At 72.6% G+C, this 24,161-nt stretch carries 21 protein-coding genes; 12 read left to right on the top strand and 9 right to left on the bottom strand.

What is annotated here, in order from left to right; all coding sequences use genetic code 11:
• Positions 1-2: 2 nt before the first annotated feature.
• Positions 3-785, bottom strand: a complete 783-nt coding sequence (locus tag ACE101_RS27570; RefSeq protein ID WP_379136629.1) for an SDR family NAD(P)-dependent oxidoreductase — start codon at positions 783-785, stop codon at positions 3-5.
• Between the two features lie 228 nt (positions 786-1,013).
• On the opposite strand from ACE101_RS27570, the gene ACE101_RS27565 reads away from it, so the two are divergent.
• Both ACE101_RS27565 and ACE101_RS27560 read left to right on the top strand, forming a co-directional pair.
• Positions 1,014-2,021, top strand: coding sequence for an LLM class flavin-dependent oxidoreductase (locus tag ACE101_RS27565; RefSeq protein WP_379136626.1), 1,008 nt, complete (start codon positions 1,014-1,016; stop codon positions 2,019-2,021).
• Between the two features lie 275 nt (positions 2,022-2,296).
• Entirely contained in the window at positions 2,297-4,000 is a 1,704-nt protein-coding gene (locus ACE101_RS27560) for a lysine--tRNA ligase (protein WP_379136624.1), read from the top strand.
• Between the two features lie 76 nt (positions 4,001-4,076).
• Here ACE101_RS27560 and ACE101_RS27555 read toward each other — a convergent pair whose 3' ends face one another.
• The 3 genes from ACE101_RS27555 to ACE101_RS27545 form a co-directional block, all read right to left on the bottom strand.
• A complete protein-coding gene (locus ACE101_RS27555) occupies positions 4,077-4,232 on the bottom strand; it encodes a hypothetical protein (protein WP_379136622.1) in 156 nt (51 codons plus the stop codon).
• Complete coding sequence (locus ACE101_RS27550; protein WP_379136620.1) at positions 4,229-4,510, bottom strand: hypothetical protein; 282 nt, start codon at positions 4,508-4,510, stop codon at positions 4,229-4,231. Before ACE101_RS27550 ends, ACE101_RS27555 begins: the two co-directional genes overlap by 4 nt.
• 112 nt (positions 4,511-4,622) lie before the next feature.
• Complete coding sequence (locus tag ACE101_RS27545) at positions 4,623-5,024, bottom strand: hypothetical protein (RefSeq protein WP_379136618.1); 402 nt, start codon at positions 5,022-5,024, stop codon at positions 4,623-4,625.
• Between the two features lie 204 nt (positions 5,025-5,228).
• Between ACE101_RS27545 and ACE101_RS27540 the strand changes: the two genes are divergently transcribed.
• The 4 genes from ACE101_RS27540 to ACE101_RS27525 all read left to right on the top strand — a co-directional run bounded on the left by ACE101_RS27540 (position 5,229) and on the right by ACE101_RS27525 (position 9,820).
• Positions 5,229-5,528, top strand: a complete 300-nt coding sequence (locus tag ACE101_RS27540; protein WP_379136616.1) for a hypothetical protein — start codon at positions 5,229-5,231, stop codon at positions 5,526-5,528.
• Positions 5,528-7,474 carry an AAA family ATPase gene (locus ACE101_RS27535; protein ID WP_379136614.1) on the top strand — a complete coding sequence of 649 codons (1,947 nt, stop codon included), beginning with the start codon at positions 5,528-5,530 and terminating at the stop codon, positions 7,472-7,474. Before ACE101_RS27540 ends, ACE101_RS27535 begins: the two co-directional genes overlap by 1 nt.
• Positions 7,471-8,466, top strand: a complete 996-nt coding sequence (locus ACE101_RS27530; protein WP_379136613.1) for a hypothetical protein — start codon at positions 7,471-7,473, stop codon at positions 8,464-8,466. The genes ACE101_RS27535 and ACE101_RS27530 overlap by 4 nt, the downstream gene beginning before the upstream one ends.
• Positions 8,467-8,554: 88 nt before the next feature.
• The gene (locus ACE101_RS27525) at positions 8,555-9,820 is read left to right on the top strand and encodes a PDZ domain-containing protein (protein ID WP_379136611.1); all 1,266 of its coding nucleotides are present in this window, start codon (positions 8,555-8,557) and stop codon (positions 9,818-9,820) included.
• Between the two features lie 127 nt (positions 9,821-9,947).
• Here ACE101_RS27525 and ACE101_RS27520 read toward each other — a convergent pair whose 3' ends face one another.
• Positions 9,948-11,363, bottom strand: a complete 1,416-nt coding sequence (locus tag ACE101_RS27520) for an aminotransferase-like domain-containing protein (protein WP_379136608.1) — start codon at positions 11,361-11,363, stop codon at positions 9,948-9,950.
• A gap of 106 nt (positions 11,364-11,469) precedes the next feature.
• Between ACE101_RS27520 and ACE101_RS27515 the strand changes: the two genes are divergently transcribed.
• On the top strand, positions 11,470-12,369 hold the full coding sequence (locus ACE101_RS27515; protein WP_379136605.1) for a DMT family transporter: 900 nt from the start codon (positions 11,470-11,472) through the stop codon (positions 12,367-12,369).
• A gap of 96 nt (positions 12,370-12,465) precedes the next feature.
• On the opposite strand, the gene ACE101_RS27510 is transcribed toward ACE101_RS27515, so the two are convergent.
• Positions 12,466-13,362, bottom strand: a complete 897-nt coding sequence (locus tag ACE101_RS27510; RefSeq protein WP_379136602.1) for an RgsD C-terminal domain-containing protein — start codon at positions 13,360-13,362, stop codon at positions 12,466-12,468.
• Positions 13,334-15,739: a hypothetical protein gene (locus ACE101_RS27505; protein WP_379136599.1), complete on the bottom strand. Its 2,406-nt coding sequence runs from the start codon at positions 15,737-15,739 to the stop codon at positions 13,334-13,336. The genes ACE101_RS27510 and ACE101_RS27505 overlap by 29 nt, the downstream gene beginning before the upstream one ends.
• A gap of 182 nt (positions 15,740-15,921) precedes the next feature.
• On the opposite strand from ACE101_RS27505, the gene ACE101_RS27500 reads away from it, so the two are divergent.
• From ACE101_RS27500 to ACE101_RS27480, 5 genes are all read left to right on the top strand, one after another.
• Positions 15,922-16,485: a nitroreductase family protein gene (locus tag ACE101_RS27500; protein WP_379136596.1), complete on the top strand. Its 564-nt coding sequence runs from the start codon at positions 15,922-15,924 to the stop codon at positions 16,483-16,485.
• Between the two features lie 90 nt (positions 16,486-16,575).
• Positions 16,576-17,202: a flavin reductase family protein gene (locus ACE101_RS27495; RefSeq protein WP_379136594.1), complete on the top strand. Its 627-nt coding sequence runs from the start codon at positions 16,576-16,578 to the stop codon at positions 17,200-17,202.
• Between the two features lie 109 nt (positions 17,203-17,311).
• Positions 17,312-18,328 carry a lytic transglycosylase domain-containing protein gene (locus tag ACE101_RS27490; protein ID WP_379136591.1) on the top strand — a complete coding sequence of 339 codons (1,017 nt, stop codon included), beginning with the start codon at positions 17,312-17,314 and terminating at the stop codon, positions 18,326-18,328.
• Between the two features lie 22 nt (positions 18,329-18,350).
• The gene (locus tag ACE101_RS27485; protein ID WP_379136588.1) at positions 18,351-19,571 is read left to right on the top strand and encodes a DUF2336 domain-containing protein; all 1,221 of its coding nucleotides are present in this window, start codon (positions 18,351-18,353) and stop codon (positions 19,569-19,571) included.
• A 704-nt stretch (positions 19,572-20,275) separates the two neighbouring features.
• Entirely contained in the window at positions 20,276-20,713 is a 438-nt protein-coding gene (locus tag ACE101_RS27480) for a Ros/MucR family transcriptional regulator (RefSeq protein WP_379136586.1), read from the top strand.
• 87 nt (positions 20,714-20,800) lie between these two features.
• Here the strand turns inward: ACE101_RS27480 and lpdA are convergent, their stop codons facing one another.
• On the bottom strand, positions 20,801-22,651 hold the full coding sequence (lpdA, locus tag ACE101_RS27475) for a dihydrolipoyl dehydrogenase (RefSeq protein ID WP_379136585.1): 1,851 nt from the start codon (positions 22,649-22,651) through the stop codon (positions 20,801-20,803).
• A 13-nt stretch (positions 22,652-22,664) separates the two neighbouring features.
• Complete coding sequence (aceF, locus tag ACE101_RS27470; RefSeq protein WP_379136583.1) at positions 22,665-23,960, bottom strand: dihydrolipoyllysine-residue acetyltransferase; 1,296 nt, start codon at positions 23,958-23,960, stop codon at positions 22,665-22,667.
• Positions 23,961-24,161 lie beyond the last annotated feature (201 nt).

Here is a 24,161-nt window from a genome sequence, read left to right as displayed (position 1 = left end):
CCTCAGGCGATGGTGTAGCCTCCGTCGATGACGGTGACCTGTCCGGTCATGTAGGCGGAGGCCTCGCTCATCAGGAAGACGGCGATGCCGCCGAAATCGGCGGGCCGTCCATAGCGGCGCAGGGGGATGCGGGGCAGGGTGTTGGCGACGAACTTCTCGTTGCTCATCAGCCCCGCCGTCATCTCGCTCTCGATCCAGCCCGGCAGGATCGCGTTGGCGGTGATGCCGTAGCGGGCGAGTTCCACGGCGAGCGCCCGCACCAGCGCGTTGAGCGCGCCCTTGCTCGCCCCGTAATGCTCGTTGCGGGCCGCGCCGAGGAGCGAGGCGACGCTCGACGTCGCCACCAGCCGCCCGAAGGCGTCGCCCGCCGCCGCGCGTTCGGCCATGTGCCGGGCCGCGCACTGGAACACGGTCACGACGCCGTCGAGGTTGATCGCGAGGAGCCGCCGCCACTCGGCCGCGTCGCGCTCCAGGAAGGAGTGCCGCCCCCCGCCACCGACGCCCGCATTGGCGAAGACGCCGTCGACCCGCCCGAACCGCGCCAGGGTCGCCGCGAAGGCCGCCTGCACGGCCCGAGGATCCGCCACGTCGCAGGAGAAGGCCTCGACCGCGGCGCCCGCGGCGGCGAGCCGCCCGGCCGCGGCCTGATTCTTGTCCGCATCGCGGCCCCAGATGGCGACCGCGGCGCCCGCCTCGGCCAGGGCCTGCGCCATGCCGAGCCCGATGCCGCCGTTCCCGCCCGTCACCACGGCGACGCGCCCGCCGAGATCGAACAGCCCCGCCATGCCGCATCCTCCCGTTCGGCCGCCCGGTCCGCACCCGGACCGGCGGAGCCTCGGCCAAACGGGCGGGAGCCGCAAGGGCCGGTTTCGAAGATACGGTATGGAGGCAGGGCCTTCCGGCACCCGGCCGCGCGGGCCGCGCATGCCACGCCCGCCCGTACCGCGCTTGCAACGCGCCGCCCCGCGCCAAATCTTGTCGCGGGGGTCAGACGCGAACCACGGGAGCCCGGGATGCCGCCCTTCTCCATCCTCGACCTCGCGCCGATCCCGCAGGGCTCCACGCCCGGCGCGGCGCTCGCCAACAGCCTCGACCTCGCCCGCCACGCGGAGGCCCTCGGCTACACCCGCTACTGGCTCGCCGAGCATCACAACATGACCGGCATCGCCAGCGCCGCCACCGCGGTGGCGATCGCCCACGTGGCGGGAGGCACGCGCACCATCCGGGTGGGGGCGGGGGGCATCATGCTGCCGAACCACTCGCCGCTCGTCATCGCCGAGCAGTTCGGCACCCTGGCCTCGCTGCATCCGGGCCGCATCGATCTCGGCCTCGGCCGCGCCCCCGGCACCGATCAGCGCACCCTGCGCGCCCTGCGGCGCGACCCGTCCGCCTCCGACACCTTCCCGCAGGACGTGCTCGAACTCCAGGCGCTGCTCGGGCCGGTGCAGCCGGGGCAGGTCATCCAGGCGGTGCCCGGAGCCGGCACGCAGGTGCCGCTCTGGATCCTCGGCTCCAGCCTGTTCGGGGCGCAGCTCGCCGCCATGCTGGGCCTGCCCTTCGCCTTCGCCTCCCACTTCGCGCCCGAGGCGCTGATGCAGGCCCTCGAGGTCTACCGCTCGCGCTTCGAGCCCTCCGCCCAGCTCGACCGGCCCTACGCCATGGTCGGCGTCAACGTGATCGCGGCGGAGACCGATGCGGAGGCACGCCGCCTCTTCACCTCGCCCCAGCAATCCTTCACCAACCTCGTGCGCGGCACGCGCGGCCAGCTCCCGCCGCCGATCGACGACATCGACCTCTACTGGTCACCGGCGGAGAAGGTGCAGGCCTCGCGCATGCTCGCCTGCTCGTTCGTCGGCGCGAAGGACACCGTGCGCCGGGAACTGGAGGCCTTCGTCGCCCGCACGCAGGCGGACGAGCTCATGGTGGCGGCGGCGGTCTACGACCACGGCGCCCGGGTGCGCTCCTACGAGATCCTGGCCGAGCTTCAAGCGTCCCGGACGCCGGAACCCCTGCTCGCCTGATCGTCTGCCTGGCCTCAGACGCCGCCGGTCGCCTCCGCGACCCTGGCTTTCGCTCCGCTCTGGGTTCGAGAGGACGTGCGCCCTCTCGAAAACCCGCTCCGCGGGGCGCTCTTCGCGCCCGGTTGACGGCACCGCCCCATGGGCGGCCCGCAGGACAATCGCTTCGGCGCTTGTCCTGCTCGTCTGACGCCCCTTCGTTGACCCCGGGGGGCGCACTCCATAGGGTGCGCGGCTGACTCCCCCCCGCGCGCCCGCATCCGGGTCTTCGAGAGATCATGTCCGCCTCGCTCCGCATCGACTCCGCCCTTCTCGACGCCGCCGCGACCTCCGCGGCCTGGCCCTTCGAGGAGGCGCGCAAACTCGTCGCACGGCTGGAGCGGTCGCCGAAGGCCGAGGTGCTGTTCGAGACCGGCTACGGGCCCTCGGGGCTGCCGCATATCGGCACCTTCGGGGAGGTCGCCCGCACCTCGATGGTGCGCCACGCCTTCCGGGTGCTGACCCGGGATTCGGTGCCGACCCGGCTGATCGCCTTCTCGGACGACATGGACGGCCTGCGCAAGGTACCGGACAACGTGCCGAACCGGGCGCTGCTCGCCGAGAACCTGAACAAGCCGCTCACCGCGGTGCCGGACCCGTTCGGCACCCATGACAGCTTCGGCGCGCACAACAACGCGGAGCTGCGCCGCTTCCTCGATTCCTTCGGCTTCGACTACACCTTCGCCTCCGCCACCGACTACTACCGGTCGGGCCGGTTCGACGCGGTACTGCTGCGGGTGCTGGAGCGCTACGACGCCGTGATGGCGGTGATGCTGCCCTCGCTGCGCGCCGAGCGCTCGGCCTCCTACTCGCCGTTCCTGCCGCTGCACCCGGTCACCGGTCACGTCATGCAGGTGCCGATCGACGAGGTGAAGGTCGCCGCCGGCAGCATCGTCTGGCGCGACCCCGCCACGGGCGAGCGCTACGAGACCCCGGTGACCGGCGGGCACGCCAAGCTGCAATGGAAGCCCGACTGGGCCATGCGCTGGGTGGCGCTCGGCGTCGATTACGAGATGGCCGGCAAGGACCTGATCGATTCGGTGAAGCTCTCGGGCCAGATCGCCCGCGTGCTCGGGGCCGAGCCGCCCGAGGGCTTCAACTACGAGCTCTTCCTCGACGAGAAGGGCCAGAAGATCTCGAAGTCGAAGGGCAACGGCCTCACCATCGACGAGTGGCTGGCCTACGGCACCCCCGAGAGCCTCGCGCTGTTCATGTACAACAAGCCGCGCGAGGCCAAGCGGCTGCACTTCGACGTCATCCCGCGCCACGTGGACGATTACCTGTCGTTCCTGGAGAAGTTCCCGGGCCAGGAGCCGAAGCTGCAGCTCGGCAACCCGGTCTGGCACCTCCACACGGGCGAGCCGCCGGCGCCGGAGCGGGCGGCGGGGGGCAGCGCGCCCTCCTTCGCGATGCTGCTGAACCTCGTCGCCGTGGCGAATACCGAGGATCCGGCGGTGCTGTGGGGCTTCATCCGCCGCTACGCGCCGGAGGTCTCGCCCGAGACCCATCCGCGCCTCGACCGGCTGGTGCATCACGCGGTGCGCTACTACCGGGACTTCGTGCGGCCGGCCAAGCAGTACCGCGCCCCGGACGCGGAGGCCGCCGCAGCCCTGGCCGACCTCTCGGAGACGCTCGCTTCGCATGCCGGCTCGACCGATCCGGAGGCGTTGCAGGCGGCGGTCTACGAGGTCGGCCGGCGGCACTATCCGGACCTCTCCGGCAAGGCCAAGAGCCCGGACGGGCGCCCGGGCGTGGCGCAGACGTGGTTCACCACGCTCTACGGCACCCTGCTCGGCGAGGCGCGGGGCCCGCGCTTCGGCTCCTTCGTGGCGCTCTACGGCGTCGCCGAGACCCGGGCGCTGATCGCGCGGGCGCTGTCGGGCGCCCTCGTGGAGGAGCACGCGGCCTTCCTGGCGAGCCGGGAGCAGAAGGCGGCGGAATAGGGGGCCGGCGGCGCTCACCACCCGCGCAGTCCGATATCGGCACCCCTGGTGTCGGACGTCCCCGATCAGGCGCTTCCTACGAGGCCCGTCGCGGGCGGACGGGAGCCGCCTCCACCGCCAGGGCCCGCCGCGCCCGGCTCAGCTCCCGCTCCTGCAGACGCACGGCCCCATAACCGAGCGTCACGACGAGGATCGGCGTGAGAACGAAGGCGAGCACGGCGTAGGCGGTCATGGCAGAAGCCCTCCAAGAAGGCGCCTCGCCAGGTAATGTAGGACGACCGCGGCCGAGAGCCAACCGGCGATGCCGAGACCGAGCACCCACAGGCTCAGGGAGCCCTGAAGCCCGCTGACGTTGTAGAGCCAGCCGGCCACCGGCGTCGCCACCCCGACCGTGAAGCAGGAGGTCGAGGCCCGGTCGAGATTGTTGGCGAGAAGCCTCACGCGCTCGTTGAGGATGTCCTTGCGTGCGGACGACGCCTCGGCCGGAGGAGCGGGACCGCCGCCGGGCATGACCAGCCTCACGAGTGTCGCAGGAGACCGCCGGATCCGCGAGGGCCGCGGACGCCGGCCCCCGAGGCCGCCCGGCTTCAGGATCGCGTCGCCCGCCGCAGGCGGCCGGGCCTCACGCCCCGACCGCGAGGGCCCGCGGGACCCGCATCGCCGCGGCCTTGCGGGGGGCGGGCGGGGTGAGCCGCACGAGGTCGGCCAGGGGCACGAAGCCGTCCGTCTCCGGGCCGGGCAGGCGCGTGCCGAAGCCCAGCGCGAAGGACAGGGTGAGCTTCGAATCCGGGACGATGCCGTAGGCGTCGAGCGCGGCCAGGAAGGCCTCGCGGAAGCTGCGCACCCCGCACCACATCTTCTCGGAGAGGTGGAGCGGCCAATCCCAATAGCCGTCCGGCCGCTTGGTGGCCACCATGTCGCGGGCGATGAAGTAGCCGGTGCCGCGATGCTCCAGCCCCTCCGCGGACAGGACCCAATCCCGGTTCTCGAACAGCACCGCGTCGTCGAGGCAGGTCGCCGTCATCGTCAGGACTCCCGGCTCCGGTGCGGGCCCGTGCCGCGCTGGCATCGGCACCCGGTGTGTGGAACATATGCGGAACACTGATCTGATTTGTGACAGAGGTCAATGGGCTCGCGCGAACAATCACGGAACGTTCGCGGGGAGCGGAACCTCTGGCGCCCGGGGCCGCGCCATGCCACTTCAGGGACGGGAATGACGGGGAGCAGCATGGAGCGCAGCCGCACGAGCCAGGAGACGGAGGCGCTGAAGCGCCTGGAGACGCTGCGGCCGGCCTATGAGCGCCTGCGCGCCGACCGGATCCGGGCCGAGAGCGACGTGGAGCGCCTGACCGCCGAGCTGGAGGCCGCCCGCGCCCAGGCCCGCGAGGAACTCGGCACCGACGACGAGGCGGCGATCCGGGCGATGATCGAGGAGACCCGGGCCGAGAATGCCCGCCGGGTCGAGGCCTTCGCGCAGGCCCTGCGCGCCGTGCAGGACCGGCTCGACACCCTGACCGAGACCCGCTGATGGCCCCCGACGAGGCGGCCCGCGCCGTCGAGGGGCTCGGCCGCATGCTCGCCCGCGCCGAGGCCCGCCGCACCGCCCTGGTCGAGGAGCGCGACGCGCGCGTCGCGGCGGTCGCCGCCGCCAAGGGCCGGCTCGCCCTGCGCGACGCGGTCGAGACCTGCCTGCGCGAGTTGCAGCAGGAGACCCACCAGCGCAGCCTCGCGAGCTTCGAGACGCTGCTCTCCGCCCTGGTGCAGGAGGTGCTGCCGGGGGAGAAGCCGGTCTCCCTGGAACTCACCACCGAGCGTGGCCTGCCGGCCCTCGATATCGGCCTCCTGCGCCCGGACGGGGGCCGCGAGGACGTGCTGGAGGACAATGGGGGCGCCATGACCAACGTGGTCGGCACGGCGCTGCGCCTGATCGCGGTGGTGAAGGCGGGCGTCGGGCGCTTCATCGCCCTCGACGAGGCCGATTGCTGGATCGCCCCCGACCGGGTGCCCGCCTTCTACCGGGTGCTGGAGGACGGGGCGGCGCGGCTCGGCCTGCAATGCCTCGCCATCTCGCATCACGACGTCTCGGGCTTCGGCCCGGCCACGCGGGTGAGCCGCATCGGCGGCCATCCGGGCAGCGGCGTCCTCATCGACGGGCCGGCGGAGGAATGCGCCGCTGCCTGGGCGCCGGAGGCCCCCGGCTTCCGCTTCATCCGCCTCACCGACGTGCAGGGCTTCGCCGACGCCACCCTGCCGCTCGGCCCCGGCGTCAACGCCCTGGTGGGGCCGAACAACCGCGGCAAGTCGACGGTGATCCGGGCCCTGCGCGCGGTGTTCTACGGCGAGGCCCGCGACGGGCTGGTGCGGGCGGGCAAGCCCGCGGCGCGGATCGAGATCGGCGTCGCGGAGGGGCGGACCCTGCGCTTCGTGCGCCAGCCCAAGCGCACGCCGGTCAATCTCTGGTCCCTACACGAGCCGGACGGCTCCCTCGTGGTCGAGAACGGGACCCATCTGGAGACCGGCGGGCGCGACGTGCCCGATTGGGTCGACCGGCTCTTCGGCATCACCCGGGTCGAGGAGCTGGAGGTGCACGTCGCGCACCAGAAGTTCCCGGTCTTCCTCCTCGGCGAGAAGGCCCCCAAGCGCTCCGCCGTGCTCTCGATCGGCCGGGAGGCCGGCTACATCCGCGACATGCAGGCCCTCCAGCGCGAGCGCGTGACCGAGGACCAGCGCACCATCCGCGAGGGCGAGCGGCGCCTCACGGCCCTGCAGGAATTGCTGGCGCCCTTCGCGGATCTCGACGCGCTGGGTGAGGCCGTGGCGGCGTTGCGCGGGGAGGCCGGCCGCCTCGCCGCGGACGAGGCGCGGCTTCGCGCCGTCGAGGGACGGGTGGCGGCCCTCGCCCGGCTCGCCCATGCGCGGGACGCGGCCGCCGCGCGGAGCACCACCCTCGGCGCCCTGCCGGGCCCGGAGGCCCTCGCCGATCTCGGCCGCCGGCTCGCGGAGGCGCGCCACCGCGAGGGCGTCGGCCAGCGCCTGCTCGCCGCCGCGAGCGGGCTCGCCCGCGCCACCGCGCAGGCGGCCGCCCTGGCGGATCTGCCGGGCGCGGCCCCGGCGCCCCGCAGCAGCGCGGCGGCGGAACGGCACGCGGCCCGGCTCGCGCGGCTCTCCGCCGACCTCGACCGCGCCCGGAGCCGGGCGGACATGCTGGCGGCGCTGCCCGCGGACACGCCCGCCCTGGCGCAGAACGCTCCCGCTCTCCGCACCTCCGCCGGGCTGCGGGACCTCGCCGGACGGCTCGCCACCGCACGGGACCGCGCGCGGGAGGCGGAGGCCGGCCTCGCCGCGATCGAGGCCGAGATGGCGGCCCTGCTCGCCGCGACGGGCGGTCGCTGCCCGGCCTGCGGCGGCCCCGCCGCGCCCGAGACCCTGCTCGACATCCACCGGCATCCGCCGCTCCGCCCGGAGGCCGCATGATCCTCGACCGCGAACGCCTCGAAGCGCCGCCCGTCGCCTGCGCGGGCCTCCTCCTCATCGGCGATCCGCACATCGCCTCCCGGCGGCCCGGGCGGCGCAAGGATCCGGACTGGCCCACGCCGGTCCTCGCCAAGCTCGAGCATTGCGTCAGTCTCGCCAATGCGGGCGACCTCGCGCCCGTGCTGCTCGGCGACCTGTTCGAGCATCCGGTCGAGCCCGACGAGAGCCTGAAGGCGCGCCTGATCCGCATCCTGAAGGGCTTTCGCCACCGGCCGCTCGCCAATGTCGGCAACCACGACATCCGCCACACCCGGCTCTCGGACGGGGACAGCCTCGCGGTGCTGGCGGTGAGCGACGTGATCGACGTCGGTCCCGAAGCCGGCCCGGTCGCGCATTACGCCGTGGCGGGCCTGCGTCTCGGGGTCGGGATGACGCCCTTCGGGCAGACGATCCCCGCCGACGTGCGCGGACTGATGCCGGAGGCGGAGCGCGTGCTCTGGCTCACCCACCACGACCTCGCCTTCGGGGCGGGCTATCCGGGGGCGGTGCCGCCCCACGCCATCCCGGGCTGCGACCTCGCGGTGAACGGCCACGTCCACAAGCGCCACGCGCCGGTCCGCCACGGCGACACGCTGTGGTTCAATCCCGGCACCATCACGCGGGGCTCGGTCGATCTCCTCACCCACGAGCCGGCGGCGTGGCGCCTCGGCGCCGATCTCGTGCCGCGCCCCGAGCCCCTGCCGCACCGCCCCGAGGTGTTCGACCTCACCGGCCGGCAGGTGGCGCCGGCCCGGCCCGACTCGGCGCCGGTGGAGAGCGCCTTCGTCTCCCTCCTGCGGGCCGAGACCGCCACGGACCTCGCCCGCAGCGACGACGGCGCCCTGATCCGCGAGGCGATCGAGGCGAAGTTCAGCCGCGACGACACGCCCGAGCCGGTGCGCGCCGCGATCCGCTCGCTGATGGAGGAGGCGGTGGTGCGGCGGCGCCCGTAGAACCCGGATCCCAGCGGATGAATTGACCTTTGGTCATGCAAGATGCTCCTGTCGGCGCAAACCCTCAGGGCGTTGTGCGGAGAGCAGCATGGCTCGGTCCCGGCTTCATCACAGCCTTCTCGCGACGATGGGTGTCCTTCTGCTGGCCGGTGGGGAGGCCGCGCTGGCAGCCCCGCAGAAGCCTGCGGCGCGCGCGGAGTCCGTGGGGGCCGTCCCCTTCATCCTCGACGCGCAGCGCATCCTGCTCACCGTGCAGGTCGAAACCCCGGACGGCCGCAGCCGCGCAGTGCTCGCCTGGTTCAACATGGGCATGCCGGCTCCGGTGCTGGCGAAGCCGCTCTACCGGGACCTCGGCATCGGCGACGGGCGTCCACTGACGATCCGCCTCGGAACCGCCGTCCTGACGGCGGCGCCCGCGACCGTGGTCGACGGCGATGGCAAGATCGACGGCGAGAGCGAGTTCCAACACTACTTCGCGCCGCACCCGGTGGAACTCGTGCTGCCGGCCGCGCTGTTCCGGGAGAGGATCGTCACGATCGACTACGGCCGCCGGACGCTCGCCGTGGCGGAGGCCGGGACGATCCGGCCCGAGGGTGAGGCCGTTCCCTTCGCCCTCAACCCGGAGACGGGCTTCGCGGTGATCAAGGCCGGGATCGGCGGTGGTCTCCATTCCTTCGTGCTTGATGCGGGGTCAGGCTACACCTGGGTCCGGGGAGAGGTGCTGGAGCGCTGGCTCGCTGCGCATCCGGATTGGCACCGCGCCACCGGCGCCGTCGGGCAGAGCAACAATGCCATGGTGGATTTCGACTTCGAGAAGAAGGGTGTGGTGGCGCGCATCCCCGCCCTGACTCTCGGAGCGGTGACGTTGGAGCGCATCGGCATCCTCGGCACGGCGCCGCTGCTCGGCCGCATCGGCGATACGCTTCTGGGCAACCTGTTCTGGGACAACTGGCAGAAAGCGGCGACCGAGCCCGTGGTCGGATGGATCGGCGGCAACGTGCTCAAGCAGTTCCGGGTCACTCTCGACTATCCCGCTCGAACCGTCTTCCTGAAGCGCGTCGCGCCAGCCGATGCCCACGACCTCGATCAGATTCCGGTCACGCTGGTTCGGCGGGGCAGTCGGACCTATGTGGGCGGGCTTGTCGCACCGGCCCAGCGGAGCGCAGAGGTCGGAGAACCCGATCTCAAGGTCGGGGACGAGATCCTGTCCGTGGATGGGATGCCGGTGCCAGGGGCGACCAAGCAGGCGGTCCTGTCCGCACTCCACGGGATGCCCGGCGCGGTCCGGCGTGTCGTCGTTGACCGGAACGGTACGCAAGTCGAGGCAAGGGCCATCGTGGCGGCCTTCGATTGAGCGCTCGGCACAATCAAGGCGATCGTACAGCGCACCTCGAACGGCGAGGGCCAAGCTCATGGACGCTGATCACGAGCCCGCCACCGTGATCGGCCTGCACCGCACCGACGCCTGAAGCGGACTCGCCTCAACCGGCCGCCGCCTGTCGTCCCTCCGCACCCTCCATCGCCCGTTCCAGCACCGCGAAGACCCGCGGATCGCCGCATTGCGCCACGTTGAAGCGCAGGAAGCCGCCCGCGCTCTGCGACAGGCTGAAGACGTTGCCGGGGGCGAGCACCACGTCCTCGGCGAGCGCCCGGCGCGCCACCGCGGCGGCCTCCAGACCGGGCGGCAGGCCCGCCCACAGGTAGAGCCCGCCCCGCGGCACCAGCCAGGGCGTCAGGCCGAGCGCGTCGAGGCGGCGGCGGGTCAGCCCCATCGCCTCGGCGAGCCTCGCCCGCAGGCCGTCGAGGGAGCGGCGGTAGCTGCCATCCGCGAGGAAGCGGTGCACGAGGTTCGCCGAGAGCCGGCCGCTGCCGAAGGAGGTGGCGAGCTTGAGATCGACCAAGCGGTCCACCCACTCGGCCCGCAGGGCCACGTAGCCGCAGCGCAAGGCCGCCGAGAGGGTCTTGGAGAAGCTGCCGATGTGGATCACGCGGTCGAGCCCGTCGAGGGCGGCGAGCCGCGGCGAGGGATCGGGCTCGAAATCGTCGAACAGGGCGTCCTCGACGATGAGCGTGCCGTGCTCCTCCGCGAGGCGGAGCAGCCGGTGGGCGGTGGCCGCGCTCATCGTGGCGCCGGTCGGGTTCTGGAGCGCCGAATTGGTGAGGTAGAGGCGCGGGCGATGCTCGCGCAGCGCCGCCGCGAAGGCGTCGAGATCCGGCCCCTCCGGATTCCAGGGCACGCCGACGATCGCCGCCCGGTGCACCTGCAGCAGGGCGCGGAAGTTGAAGTAGCAGGGATCGTCGACCAGCACGACGTCGCCGGGCTCCAGGAGCAGGCGGGCGATCAGGTCGAGGGCCTGGGTGGCCGAGGCGGTGAGCACGATCCGGTCCGGCCCGGCCGGGATGCCGCGGTCGTGCAGACGCCGGGAGAGGAGCTGGCGCAGGGGCGGGTGGCCGAGGGGCTCGTCGTAATCGAGGAGGTCGGTCGCCTCGCCGCGGGCGAGGCCGCGCAGGGCGCGGCGCAGGGCCTCGTCGGGAAGCCAGCCGGGCGGCAGCCAGCCGCATCCGGGCTTGAGCACCCCGGCCCCGGCCTCCAGGGTCTGGCGCGTGACCCAGAGCGGATCCACCGCCCGGTCGAGGCGCGGACCGATCGCCGCCAGGGTGAGGGGCCGGACCGCCCCGGCCACGTAGAAGCCCGATCCCGGCCGGGAGTGGATGACCCCCTCGGCGACGAGCCGGTCGTAGGCCTCGACCACGGTCGATTTCGACACGCCCATCGCGGCGGCGAGGCCCCGCACGGAGGGGATCCGCGCGCCCGGCCCGAGCGCGCGCACGGCGATGCGCTCGCGAATGGAGGCGGCCACCGCCGCGACCCGGGTCTGATCCTCCGCCAGGGGCATCCGTCCTGCTCTCCGACCCGGACAGTTCGGCGAAACCGTACCGGCTTCGTGCCTGTCGCGACAGGGCTGCCGGCGCAATGGTCGCCGCGCAAGTGCGGAGCGTGTCATGAGCAGCGGCGTGGCGGCGATATCGACGGGGCGGGACGTGGCGCAGGTGCGGCGCGCCTTCGTCGACGGGCTGATCGGCGTGCTGATCTTCGCCGGATCCCTGCCGGCGACCCGGCTCGCGGTGATCGATCTCGACCCGTTCTTCCTGACGCTGGCCCGCGCCGCCATCGCCGGCCTCGCGGCGCTCCTCCTGCTCATGGCCTATCGCCAGCCCCGGCCGGAGCGGCGGGATCTCGGGGCGCTGGCGCTGGTGGCGCTGGGCGTGGTGTTCGGCTGGCCGCTCTGCACGGCACTGGCGCTCACCACCGTCACCGCCGCCCACGCCACCGTGACGGTGGCCTGCCTGCCGCTGGCCACGGCTCTGTTCGCGGTGTGGCGCGGGGGCGAGCGGCCGCGCCCGGCCTTCTGGCTGTTCTCGGGCCTCGGCAGCGCCCTGGTGGTCGGCTTCGCGCTCCGGAACGGGGGAGGCGGCCTCTCGGCAGGGGATGCTTGGCTCGTCCTCGGGGTCGTGCTCTGCGGGCTCGGCTACGCGGAGGGGGCGCGGCTGGCGCGCCGGCTCGGCGGCTGGCAGGTGGTGGCGTGGGCCCTCGTCCTGTCGCTGCCCGGGACGCTGCCGGCCGCGTGGCTGCTGCGGCCCGCCTCCTGGGCGCATGTCGGCGGACCGGCGCTCGCGGGTCTCGCCTACGTGTCGCTGTTCAGCATGCTGATCGGCTTCGTGTTCTGGTATCGCGGGCTCGCGCGCGGCGGCATCGCGGCGGTGGGGCAGGTGCAGCTGCTCCAGCCCTTCGGCAGCCTCGTCCTCGCCGCGCTGGTCCTGGGGGAGCCGGTGGATGCCGGGCTCATCCTCACCTGCGCCGCCGTGGTGGGCGCCGTGGCGGCGGCCAAGCGCACCGCCTGAGATCCGGGCGGGTCCAGGGCCGCCTCGGCCCTGGCGGGGTGCGGGGCAGCGCCCCGCCGCCTCACGGCTCCTTAACCGTCAGGGACCCTTGCACCGTCATGGATCCTTGGCGATGGCCTCGATGTCGCGGTCGATGCCGCTCTCGACCTTGAAGTCCTGGGTGTAGACCTTGCCGTCGTGGCGGGCGATGAGCTGGTATTCGCCCTCGGCCAGCGTCACCTGCGGGAAGGCGCCGATCGCCTCGCGAATGGTGTCGCCGCCGGGCGTCAGCACGCTGAAGGCCGTGCCCGCGAAGGCCTCCGTCCCCGGCGCGGCCACGAGCTTGAGGGTCACGGTGGCGGCCCGGTGGTTGAGGGTCGCGTCGGTGATGCGGCCGTTCTCGACCTTGAGGTCCGCCCGCTGGATGGCGTTCGAATCGCCCCAGGTCGAGACCACGTGGTAGGTGCCCTCGGGCAGGCGGATCAGCTCGCCGGCCTTGACCCCGTCGCGCACGAGGCGGCCCTCGGGGTTGTTGCCGATCGGCACGAAGATCGCGAAGGCGAGCTGGGTGCCCGGGATGCGGCTGTCGCCGACCGCGCCCGCCAAGCGCAGGGCCCCGGCATTGACGGTGATCTGGTCGCTGAGCCCGGCGGGGGCCAGCGTCACGCGCTTCGAGGTGCTCACGAAGCCGTAGGTGACGTTGGCGAGGTAGCTGCCCGGGGGCAGGCTGAAGGTCGGCTGCGCCTCGTCCGAGCGGGCGAGGAGGGCCGGCTTCCCGGCGTCGCTGCGGTCCTCGTAGATGCGCCAGGTCAGGCCGCCGCGGATCGGCTTGGCCTCGCTCGTCAGCACGGCCCGGAGCGCCAGGGGCGCATCCGCCGGCGCGGGAGCGGGGACGGGCGGGGGGGCCTGCGTGACGGAGGGGGCGGCCGGGCGGACCGCGTCCTGGGCCGCCGCCGGTCCCGCGCAGAGGAGCGCGAGCGCCGTGTTACCGAAGAGCCGTCTCGCCCGCCTCATCCCCATCCCTCGCCAGCAGCTCGCTCGCCGCCGCCATCAGGTTGCCGACCGAGAGGGGCCGGAACCGGAACTCCACCACATGGCGCCCCTTGGGCACCTCGACGCCGCGAAACAGGAGGTTGGTGCGCAGGATCGGCCGGCGCACGCCGTCCACCCGCGCCTCCCAGCCCGGGTAGAACAGATCGTGCAGCACCAGCACGGCGTCGCGGTCGGTGTCGACCTCCACCGTGACGAGAGTGCGGCGATAGGCGAGGATCTGCGCGGAGCCTTCGGCCGGCGTGACCGGCGCGGCCGGATCGGCCTGCCCGTAGGCGCCCTTCACCTTCGGCAGGCTCTCCTGATCGACGAGGGCGGTGTCGCTGCCCTCGAATTCCGGCAGCTCGTCCTGCGAGAGCACGTCCTCGGAATCCACCGGCACGAGGCGGGTGGCGAGGTAGGCGCGCGGCCGGGCGGGATCGAGGCGATAGATCCACATCTGCCCCGAGCCGTAGAGGAGCTTCGCCCCGGTGAGCTGCGGGAAGTGCTTCGGCAGCCGCTCGGCCGGGCGGTCGAGGACGAGGTATTCGAGGCCGAGCAGGCTCGCGAGTCGCGAGCGGTAGCCGCGGAACAGGGCCGGGAACTGGCGCAGGTTCGGATCGGCGGCGTTCTCGCCCGGGCCGACGGCGCGCTCGTAATCGGAGAGGCGCAGCGGGTTGTAGCCGATCGTGTCCTCGAGCCCGAGCACCATCGAGGCGTTCTGCCACGCGCCGCCCAAGCCCAGGATCTCGACGCGGGGATGCTCGCCCTTGGCATGGCGCGCCTCCAGCTCCGCCTTGAGGATGGTGAGGCCCTGGAGCTGCTCGGGCGGCAGCTGGCGGAACACGGCGTAGCGCTCGGCCGCCTCGGCATTGAGGGAGGAGCCGGCATTGCGCCAGATCAGCTCGGCGCCGGTCACCGCGACGAGGCCGGCGGCGATCAGCGCGCGCCGCCGCGGCCGGCGCAGGGCGACCGCCGCCGCGACAGCGAGGCCGGCGCCGGTGGCGATGTCGCGCAGGGCGTCGAGGAGGTGGTTGGCGGGAAGCGCGAAGACGAGGGCGGCCGCGAGCGCCGCGACGAGGAAAGCCGCCGCCAGGACGGGCAGGGCGAGGCGCCAGCCGCGGGCGAGCGCCGGAGCGCCCTCCGCCACGAAGCGGTGGACGAGGTAGCCCGCCGTGAGGGCGATGCCGATGTTCACCACGAAGGTGGCGTCGGCCGGCCGCCGGTAGAGGTCGATGCCGGGCACGTGGTCGAACAGCAGGGCGAAGACCGGCGTGTAGCGGCCGAGCGCGTAGACGAGGGCGCCCGCGAGCACGAGGGCCGGGAAGCGGATCTCGCGCGAAAAGAGCCGCCCGCCCGCCAGCCCGTGCCAGAGGATCAGCAGGGCGGGAATGGTGCCGGCGAAGACGTAGTTGATCGCCCGGTCGGTCCAGGTTCCGCCGGAGAGCGACGACCAGTCCGGGCCCCAGTAATCGTAGGTCCAGCGCAGCGACCCGAACACGTCCGCGAACAGGCCGGTGGCGAGGCTCTCGGGGGGCAGCGAGCCCATGGCGGCGACCCCGTAGCCGAAGGAGGGCCGGGTCGAGGTCATCAGGAGCTGCATGGTGAGCAGCGAGGGAATCGCGAGGAGCGCCCCGCCCACCAGGCCCATGACGAGGAGGAGGCCGAGGCGGCGGCGCAAGTACCCGAGAGGCGTCTCGGCCTCCAGCACTGCGAAGAGCGCGCGGGCGATGAGGACGAAGCCGCACAGGAAGGCGACCTGATCGCGGCCGACGGTCATCAGCGCGGCGATGACCGCGAAGGCGATTCCGTAGGCGAGGGAGCGCCGGTCGAGGGCCTCCTCCAAGAGCCAGAGGGCGAGGGGAAAGTAGCCGTAGGAGAGGATCATCCCCGTATGCTGGAGCCGGGCCGAGGCCGAGCCGCCGAGGATGAAGATCATCGCGGCCGCGACCGCCCCGGCCGGATGCCAGCCCCGGCGCCGGAACAGCGGCAGCATCGCCACCGCGCCCGGCAGCAGATGGGCGAACACCACCGCGTCGAACAGCTCCATGGAGGGCGAGGGCACCAGCCATGCGAAGACCAGCATGGTGGGCGTGAACAGGAGCGATTGCGGATCGGCGACGGAAGGGTGGCCGGCGAAGTGATAGGGGTTCCAGAGCGGCAGCTCGCCATTCGCCAGCGCCGCGCCGAGGTAGCGCAGCATCGGATAGAAGTGGTTCTTGGAATCCCAGGGCACGACGGTGCCGGTGAGCGGCCACACCGCCGCGGCGGCGGCCCAGAAGACCAGGACGGCGGCCAGCGCCAGGACGAACGCGCGCGACGTCCAGGCCTGGGCGCGCGGTAGGGCAAGGGGGCGGCTCATGGCGTGGTCCGGCAGCGTCTTCAATCTCGCGGGATCCGTCGATGCGGCGCACCGCATGCCACGCTCCCGTGTCGGTTTTCGGGCCGGATTGCAAAGCCGGCCGCGCGGCGCCTATCTGAGGCCGGATGCGCGGCGGCCCGCTTGGCCGTTCTCCTCTTCTACTCAGCCGCACTGAAGGTCCGATGAACGCGACGCTCGATCTCCTGCGCACCCGGCGCTCGGTGCCGCCCGCGATGCTCTCCGGCCCGGGGCCGACGGACGAGGATCTCGCCACGATCCTCGGCATTGCCTCCCGGGTGCCCGACCACGGCAAGCTCGCGCCCTGGCGCTTCATCGTGATCGCGGGAGAGGGCGCCGAGCGGATCGGCGGGGTGATCGCGGCGGCCTACGCGGCGGACCATCCGGAGGCCGACGCGGCCCGGCTCGCCGCCGAGCGCCGCCGGCTCGCCCTTGCGCCGCTGGTGGTGGCGGTGGTGTCGCGGGCGGGGCCGCACGTGAAGATCCCCGAATGGGAGCAGGTTCTCTCGGCGGGGGCGGCCGCGATGAATCTCTGCGTGGCGGCCAACGCCCTCGGCTTCGCCACCTCCTGGCTCACGGAATGGATCGCCTACGACCGGCGCATCCTCGACGCGCTCGGGCTCGATCCCCGCGAGCAGCTCGCCGGCTTCGTCCATATCGGCCGCGCGACGCAGGTGCCCTCCGACCGGCCGCGGCCGGACCTGGCGGAGATCGTGTCGCGGTTCTGACTCGGCGCGCGGGTCGGCAGCGGCCCGCTCGTCGTCCCGGATCCGGAAGGGTGGTAGGGTCCGCCATCTCCCGGGACGAACGGACCTCCGATGCACTACGACGCCGAGACCCGCAGCCTGCCGCACAACCCGTTCAAGGCCCTCGTCGCGCCGCGGCCGATCGGGTGGATCAGCGCGCATGACCGCGACGGGCGGCTCAACCTGTCGCCCTATTCCTTCTTCAACGGGGTCGCGGACAATCCCGAGATGGTGATGTTCTCGTCCTTCGGCCGCAAGGACGCGCTGGCCTTCGCGGAGGAGAGCGGGGAATTCGTCTGCAGCTTCGCGAGCCTCGACCTCAAGGAGGCGATGAACCAGACCTCGGCGCCGCTTCCGCGGGGGGAGAGCGAGTTCGCCTTCGCGGGGCTCACTCCCGCGCCCTCGCGCAAGGTGCGCCCGCCCCGGGTGGCCGAGGCGCCGGCCGCCATCGAGTGCCAATGGCTCCAGACGATCCCGCTCGTGCCCCTCGGCGGCGGGGAGGCCCGCTACTTCATGGTGATCGGGCAGGTGGTGTCGATCTACATCGACGACCGCTTCGTCACGCCGGAGGGCCGGGTCGATACCGGCGCCATGAAGCCGCTGATGCGCGGCGGCTACTTCGACTACTTCTCCGTGGACGGGGAGAGCCGCTTCGAGATGCGCCGGCCGACGGGCGGCGGCGACGTCCCCCGCCCCTGATACGGGACGGCGCCGGCCCGGGCGGCTTCAAGCTTCATTTACCATGATCGCAGCAAGGTGACCCTTGGGAGGCGGCATCCGGACGGCGGTGCCACCCCGCCGGGGCGCCATGTTCCTCTTCACCACCTCCTCACCCCCCTCCCGCGACACCGCGCCGAGCCGCGGGGCGGGCGCGTCGGGACCGGTGGTGGAAGCGATCCGCCAGGGGGCGGAGAAGACCGGAACCGGCTTCGACTACCTGCTCGCCACGGCGCAGCGGGAATCGAGCCTCGATCCCACCGCCAAGGCCGCCACCTCCTCGGCGAGCGGCCTGTTCCAGTTCATCGAACAGACCTGGCTCGGCATCCTCAAGCAGGATGGCCCCGCCCTCGGCCTCGGCGCCTACGCGGAGGCGATCACGGCGAAGCCGCAGGGCGGCTACACGGTGAGCGATCCGACCGCCCGCCAGACGATCCTCGACCTGCGCCAGGATCCGGACGTGGCCTCCGCCCTGGCGGGGGCGCTGACCCGGCGCAACCATGACGCCCTCGTCGCCGAACTCGGCCGCGAGCCGACCCAGGGCGATCTCTACGCCGCGCACGTGCTCGGGACGCGAGGGGCCGCGACGCTGATCCGCGCGGCGCAGTTCACTCCCGCCCGGGCCGCCGCCACCGACCTGCCGGAGGCGGCGGGCGCCAATCGCGGCCTGTTCTACGACAAGACCGGCCGGCCCCGGGGGGCTGCCGAACTCTACGCCCTGCTGTCGGCGAGCCGGTCGGTCGCCGGGAGCGCGCCCCCGGCCGCCGTCCCGACCGGGACCGGCAGCGTCGCGAGCGCCTTCACCCCTGAGGCCGGCAGCGGCCTGCGCTCGCTGTTCCAGACCGATGCGCGCCGGGGTCCGGTCTCCGACAGCGTGGCGCGCCTCTGGCAGGCGCGCGGCAGCGGGACGCAAGCGGCGCCGAGCTACTTCCCGCGCTCCGACGGCAGCGAGGCCGCGGCGGCGCCGGAGGCCACCGGGTCGGTCGCCGAGGCGCCGATCGCCGCGCCGACCCTCCTGTCCGCGCCGCTGCCGCCCGCCCGGCCGCCGGAATTCGCCGCGGCCGGCCGCCCCCTCGCGAGCCTCTACCGTTCGACCGCCAATCCCTGATGGCCCTCCCGGATTCGCCCCGATGATGATCCGCCAGTTCCTGCTCTGGACGCAGCACGAATCCGCCGGGCGGCGGGCCGAGGCGGCCTCGTCGCTGGCGCGGGCCTATCTCTACGCCAAGCTCGACCCGGAGGCGCGCTGGGAGGCGAAGACCGCCGTCACCGCGCTCCTGGACGACCCCTCGCCGCTGGTGCGCCGGGCGCTCGCCGAGGCCTGCGCCAACGCCGCGGAGGCGCCCCGCCCGGTGGTGGTGGCGCTGGCCCAGGACGTGCCCGAGATCGCCGCCCTGGTGCTGGCGCGCTCGCCCGTCCTGACGGATGCGGATCTCGTCGATTGCGCGGCGATCGGCGAGGAGGCGGCGCGGGAGGCCATCGCGGGGCGCCCGGCCGTCTCGCCGATGGTCTGCGGGGCGCTCGCGGAGGTCGCGGGCCCCGAGGCCCTGCGACGCCTCGCCGGCAATCCGGGCGCCGCGATCACGCCGGGCAGCCTGCTGCGGATGGTGGAGCGCCACGGCGATACGGGCGCCCTGCGGGAGGCGATCCTGGCCCGGCCGGACCTGCCGCTCGAAGTGCGCCAGGCGGTGACCGCCCGCCTCGCCCAATCCCTCTCGGCCTTCGTCTCCGCCTGCGGCTGGCTCAGCCCCGACCGGAGCGAGCGCATCACCCGCGAGGCCCGCGACCGCACGACCCTCGGCCTCGCCGAGGGCGCGGTGCGGGAGGATCTGCGCCGCCTCGTGGCCTATCTGCGCCGCAACGGCCAGCTCACCGCCGGCCTGATCCTGCGCGCGATGCTGTCGCGGCGGATGGACTTCACGGAAGCCGCCTTCACCGACCTCAGCGGCCTCGCGGTCGAGCGGGTCGCGGGCCTCCTGCACGACGCCCACGGCCAGGGCTTCACGGCCCTCTACCGCCGGGCCGGGCTGCCGGCCGCCCTCGAACCCGCCTTCGCGGCGGCGATGTCCGCGTGGCGCGAGGAGGCGGACGGCCTCACCGAGGAGAGCGGCCCCGCCCTGTCGCGCCGGATGATCGAGCGGGCGGTGACGGCCTGCGAGGGCCTCCCCTTCGCCGAGAGCCACGCCCTCGTCGCGCTCCTCAACCGGTTCGACGCGGAGGCCGCCCGCGAGGAGGCGCGCCTCCTCGCCCGCAGCATCGCCAGCGAGGCCGCGGTCGCCGCCGTGCTCGACTCGATCCCCGCCGCCCTCATCGAGAGCTACCGTCAGGACCGCCTGCGCCTCGCGGCCTGAAGGCGGTCCCGTCAGCTCCTTGCCCGCGGCGGAGCGGCCGCAGCGGAATGCCGCGCCCGCCACCCCCCGGCCGGGATAAAACGGACCGATCCCCACGTTTGGTTGCAGGCCGGGCGTTCAGGCGCGCCGGGCCGGGGCGGCACCGCGCGCCATGCGCCCGTCCCGCGGATCGTCGCCGGAAGGACGAACGGGCCCGCCGAACCAGCCGCCCGCAATCCGCCGGCCGAACTCGCCGGCGGCGACCGGCTCTCGTCAAGTATCGGCAGCCGGAGAGCGAGACCGCAATCTACACGCAATGGTAGCAAATCCTGCCTGCATTACGCAGACCTCTCCGCGAACGTGCCCATTCTCTCGAATGGCCGAGCTGCCGGAGCGCGCTTGATTGAACCTTATCAAATGTCATATATTTCAGATTGTGCAATGCATTTTATACAATTATTTTGCAGGCATCTCCAATGGAGACAACCTAAGGTGGGTATATCAGGCTATTCCTGCCTCACCATCCACAAGAAGTACGTAGAAAGACCGCGGTTTGAGCATCATGGATCTTGCGGGAACGCATAAGACGGGCCAACACGTCTGATGCAGGCTTCGGAGTTCTGCAACGGCAGAACTCGGAGCATGTCGAACGAGAAACGCGGGCCGACCGTGAGAGCAAACGAGGGCGGCCCGGGCATTGTCACCTCTTACGGAACGGATGCTCGATGATGACAGACGAGGATGGCCAGGACGCGGACGCCGATGAGCTTGTCACGCTGACGGCCGATATCGTGTCCGCCTATGTCTCGAAGAATTCGGTTCCGGCGTCGGAGTTGCCCGGGCTGCTGACGTCCATCCACGGCACCCTGCAGGCGCTGATCGCGCCGCCGCCGCCGGCGCCGGAGAAGCCGGTTCCGCCGATTCCGATCAAGAAGACGGTGACGCCGGACGCGATCATCTCGCTGGAGGACGGCAAGCCCTACAAGTCGCTCAAGCGTCACCTGACGACGCGCGGCCTGACGCCGGAGCAGTACCGCGAGAAGTGGGGCCTGCCGCCGGACTACCCGATGGTGGCGGCGAACTACGCGGCCCAGCGCTCCGAACTCGCCAAGAGCATCGGCCTCGGCCAGCAGCGCAAGAACCGCGCCCCCCGGAAGGGCTGAGGAAGCCGGCGGGCGGCCTTTGGGGACCGCCCGCCGCGAATAGTCCCGGCAGAACCGCACATGGCACTTCTGCCGGTGATCCCGGGCTCAGTGGCCCGGGCGCTTGGGCATGTAGAGGTCGGTGATCGTGCCCTCGAAGGCCTCGGCCGCCATGCCGACCGTCTCCGACAGGGTCGGATGCGGATGGATGGTGAGCCCGATGTCGCTCGCATCCGCCCCCATCTCGATGGCGAGCGCGGCTTCCGCGATCAGGTCGCCCGCGGAGGGCCCGACGATGCCGCAGCCGAGGATGCGGTCGGTCTCCTCGTCGAACAGCACCTTGGTCAGCCCCTCGTCGCGCCCGAGCGAGAGCGAGCGCCCGCTCGCCGCCCAGGGGAAGACGCCCTTGCCGATCTTGAGACCCTTGGCCTTGGCCTCGTTCTCGGTGATCCCGACCCAGGCCACCTCCGGGTCGGTGTAGGCCACCGACGGGATCACCTTCGCGTCGAAGAAGGAGTTCTTCCCCGCCGCGGTCTCGGCCGCCACCTTGCCCTCGTGCGTCGCCTTGTGGGCGAGCATCGGCTGGCCGACCACGTCGCCGATGGCGAAGATGTGCGGCACGTTGGTGCGCATCTGCTTGTCGACCGGGATGAAGCCCCGTTCGTCCACGATCACGCCCGCGGCCTCCGCGCCGATCAGCTTGCCGTTCGGCCGCCGCCCCACCGAGACCAGGATCCGGTCGAAGGTGTCGGTCGCGGGCGCCGACCCGCCCTCGAAGGTCACCTTCAGCCCCTCGGGCAGCGCCTCGACGGCGGTGACCTTGGTCTTGAGGTGGATCGCCTCGTACTGCTTGGAGATCCGCTTCATCAGCGGCGTGACGATGTCCTTGTCGGCGCCGGGGATGATCTGGTCCATCAGTTCGACGATCGTCACCTTCGCGCCGAGCGCGTGGTAGACGGTCGCCATCTCGAGCCCGATGATGCCGCCGCCGACGACGAGCAGGCGCTTGGGCACGCCGCCGAGTTCGAGGGCGCCGGTGGAGTCGATCACCCGCGGATCGTCATGCGGGATGAACGGCATCTGGATCGGCTCGGAACCGGCCGCGATGATCGCCTGCTCGAAGCCGATGATCCGGGTCTGCCCCTCGTGCTCGACCGCGACCTGGTGCGGGCTGACGAAGCGGGCGGTGCCGGTCACCACCGTCACCTTGCGCTGCTTGGCGAGGCCGGAGAGGCCGCCGGTGAGCTTCTTGACGACGCCCTCCTTCCAGCCCCGGAGCTTGTCGATGTCGATCTGCGGGGCCGTGAAGCTGATGCCGTGCGCGGCCATCGCCTGGCTCTCGTCGATCACCTTGGCGGCGTGCAGGAGCGCCTTCGAGGGGATGCAGCCGACGTTGAGGCAGACCCCGCCGAGGCTCGCCCAGCGCTCGACGAGAACGACCTTCTTGCCGAGATCGGCGGCCCGGAAGGCGGCGGTGTAGCCGCCGGGCCCGGCGCCGAGCACCAGCACCTCCGCCCGCATCTCCTCGCCGGAGACGGGAGCGGCGGCCTGCGGCGCGGGCGCCGCCGCGCCGTTGCCGCCCGCGCGGGCGGCGGACGAGCCGTAGCCCGCCTGCCCCTCGCCGGGCGCGTGGCCCGGACCTCCGCCGCCCGCGGGCGCGCTCGCCGCGGCGACCGGCGCCGGCTTCTCGGCAACGGCCGGCTTCGACGCGCCGGTGCCGGCCGTCTCCGCCATCAGCAGGATCAGGTCGCCCTGCGAGACCCTGTCGCCGGGCTTGACCTTGATCTCCGCCACCGTCCCGGCGACGGAGGAGGGCACGTCCATCGTCGCCTTGTCGGATTCGAGCACGATCAGCGTGTCGTCGACGCCGATCGTGTCGCCCGGCTTCACCACCACCTCGATGACCGGGACGTCCTTGAAGTCGCCGATATCGGGCAGGCGCACCTCGTTGCTGCTCATGCGGGCGGCCTCCTCAGATCACGAGACGCCGCACGTCCTCCAGGACGTGGGCGAGATGGCGGGTGAAGCGGGCCGCGAGCGCCCCGTCGATGACCCGGTGGTCGTAGGAGACGCAGAGCGGCAGCATCAGCCGCGGCTTGAACTCGGAGCCGTCCCAGACCGGCGCCATCTTGGAGCGCACGGCGCCGAGGATCGCCACCTCGGGGGCGTTGACCAGCGGCGTGAAGGCGGTGCCGCCGATGCCGCCGAGCGACGAGATCGTGAAGGTCGCCCCCTGCATGTCGGCGCCGGTGAGCTTGCCGTCGCGGGCCTTCTTCGAGAGGGCGCCGAGTTCCTGGCTGATCTCGGTGATGCCCTTGCGGTCCGCATCCTTGACCACCGGCACAACCAGCCCGTCCGGCGTGTCCACCGCCACGCCGATGTTGTAGTAGCGCTTGAGGATCAGGGATTCCTTGTCGGGCGACAGGGAGGCGTTGAACTCGGGGTGCTGGCGCAGGGCCGAGACCGCGGCCTTGATCAGGAAGGACAGGAGCGTGACGCGGTAGCCCTTCTCCTTGCCGGCCGTGTCGAGTTCCTTGCGGTAGGCGTCGGTCTCGGTGATGTCAGCCTCGTCCTGGTGGGTGACGAGGGGCACGTTGAGCCACGCCCGGTGCAGGTGCGGCCCCGAGATCTTCTTGATGCGCGCGAGCGGCTTGGTCTCGACGGGACCGAACTTCGCGAAATCGACCGCCGGGATCTCCGGGATGCCCATGCCGCCGCCGGCGAAGACGGCGCCGCCGGCCGCCGCCGCGGGGGCGGCCGCGCGGGTCAGGTGACCCTTCACGTCGTCCTTGGTGATGCGGCCCTTCTCGCCGGTGCCCTTGACGGCGTTGAGATCGACGCCGAGTTCGCGGGCGAGCCGCCGCACGGCCGGGCTGGCATGGACCTGCGAGAAGTCCGGGATCGCGGAGGCCGCGGCCGGAGCCGGGGCGCTCGGGGCAGGGGTGCTTGAAGCAGGGGCGGCCGGGGCAGGGGCGCTCGGCTCCGGCTCCTGGCGCGGCATCTGCGTGGCGGTGTCGGCGGAGGGCGCCGTACCCTCGCCCTTGAGGAGCAGGATCGGGTGCCCCTCGCTCACCTTGTCGCCGATCTTGATCAGCACCGTCTCGACCACGCCGGCCGAGGGGGAGGGCACCTCCATGGTGGCCTTGTCGGATTCGAGCGAGATCAGCGGGTCGTCCGGCCCGATGCTGTCGCCCTCCTTCACGTGCACTTCGATGACCGGCACATCCTTGAAGTCGCCGATATCCGGAACCTTGACTTCGGTCGCCACGACGTCTCTCCCGTTACGTCACGTCTGAATGAATGGTGGTGCGGGTGGCGCGGGATCCCCTCTCCCGGGCGGGAGAGGGGTAGGGGTGAGGGTGGAGACGGTTCCGCAAGAAGACGGAACCGTGCCGATGGCAGCCCGACGGTTCAGGACAATCCTGAACCCGGGCCACCCTCACCCCTGGACCCTCTCCCACTCGGGAGA

The organism is Methylobacterium carpenticola, from assembly GCF_042748905.1.
GTDB lineage: Bacteria > Pseudomonadota > Alphaproteobacteria > Rhizobiales > Beijerinckiaceae > Methylobacterium > Methylobacterium carpenticola.
Note: the sequence above shows the minus strand (reverse complement) of the source record. Positions and strands in the feature narration are given on the sequence as shown.

Coding starts and splice junctions, on each gene's coding strand:
- ACE101_RS27545 (WP_379136618.1), bottom strand. CDS start 5,024: ATGACGGCGACCTGCCTCGACGACGCGGTGCTGTTCGAGAACCGGGAT.
- ACE101_RS27515 (WP_379136605.1), top strand. CDS start 11,470: ATGAGCAGCGGCGTGGCGGCGATATCGACGGGGCGGGACGTGGCGCAG.
- ACE101_RS27555 (WP_379136622.1), bottom strand. CDS start 4,232: ATGACCGCCTACGCCGTGCTCGCCTTCGTTCTCACGCCGATCCTCGTC.
- ACE101_RS27505 (WP_379136599.1), bottom strand. CDS start 15,739: ATGAGCCGCCCCCTTGCCCTACCGCGCGCCCAGGCCTGGACGTCGCGC.
- ACE101_RS27540 (WP_379136616.1), top strand. CDS start 5,229: ATGGAGCGCAGCCGCACGAGCCAGGAGACGGAGGCGCTGAAGCGCCTG.
- ACE101_RS27560 (WP_379136624.1), top strand. CDS start 2,297: ATGTCCGCCTCGCTCCGCATCGACTCCGCCCTTCTCGACGCCGCCGCG.
- ACE101_RS27565 (WP_379136626.1), top strand. CDS start 1,014: ATGCCGCCCTTCTCCATCCTCGACCTCGCGCCGATCCCGCAGGGCTCC.
- ACE101_RS27520 (WP_379136608.1), bottom strand. CDS start 11,363: ATGCCCCTGGCGGAGGATCAGACCCGGGTCGCGGCGGTGGCCGCCTCC.
- ACE101_RS27485 (WP_379136588.1), top strand. CDS start 18,351: ATGATGATCCGCCAGTTCCTGCTCTGGACGCAGCACGAATCCGCCGGG.
- ACE101_RS27525 (WP_379136611.1), top strand. CDS start 8,555: ATGGCTCGGTCCCGGCTTCATCACAGCCTTCTCGCGACGATGGGTGTC.
- lpdA (WP_379136585.1), bottom strand. CDS start 22,651: ATGAGCAGCAACGAGGTGCGCCTGCCCGATATCGGCGACTTCAAGGAC.
- ACE101_RS27550 (WP_379136620.1), bottom strand. CDS start 4,510: ATGCCCGGCGGCGGTCCCGCTCCTCCGGCCGAGGCGTCGTCCGCACGC.
- ACE101_RS27530 (WP_379136613.1), top strand. CDS start 7,471: ATGATCCTCGACCGCGAACGCCTCGAAGCGCCGCCCGTCGCCTGCGCG.
- ACE101_RS27535 (WP_379136614.1), top strand. CDS start 5,528: ATGGCCCCCGACGAGGCGGCCCGCGCCGTCGAGGGGCTCGGCCGCATG.
- ACE101_RS27490 (WP_379136591.1), top strand. CDS start 17,312: ATGTTCCTCTTCACCACCTCCTCACCCCCCTCCCGCGACACCGCGCCG.
- ACE101_RS27570 (WP_379136629.1), bottom strand. CDS start 785: ATGGCGGGGCTGTTCGATCTCGGCGGGCGCGTCGCCGTGGTGACGGGC.
- ACE101_RS27480 (WP_379136586.1), top strand. CDS start 20,276: ATGATGACAGACGAGGATGGCCAGGACGCGGACGCCGATGAGCTTGTC.
- ACE101_RS27495 (WP_379136594.1), top strand. CDS start 16,576: ATGCACTACGACGCCGAGACCCGCAGCCTGCCGCACAACCCGTTCAAG.
- ACE101_RS27500 (WP_379136596.1), top strand. CDS start 15,922: ATGAACGCGACGCTCGATCTCCTGCGCACCCGGCGCTCGGTGCCGCCC.
- ACE101_RS27510 (WP_379136602.1), bottom strand. CDS start 13,362: ATGAGGCGGGCGAGACGGCTCTTCGGTAACACGGCGCTCGCGCTCCTC.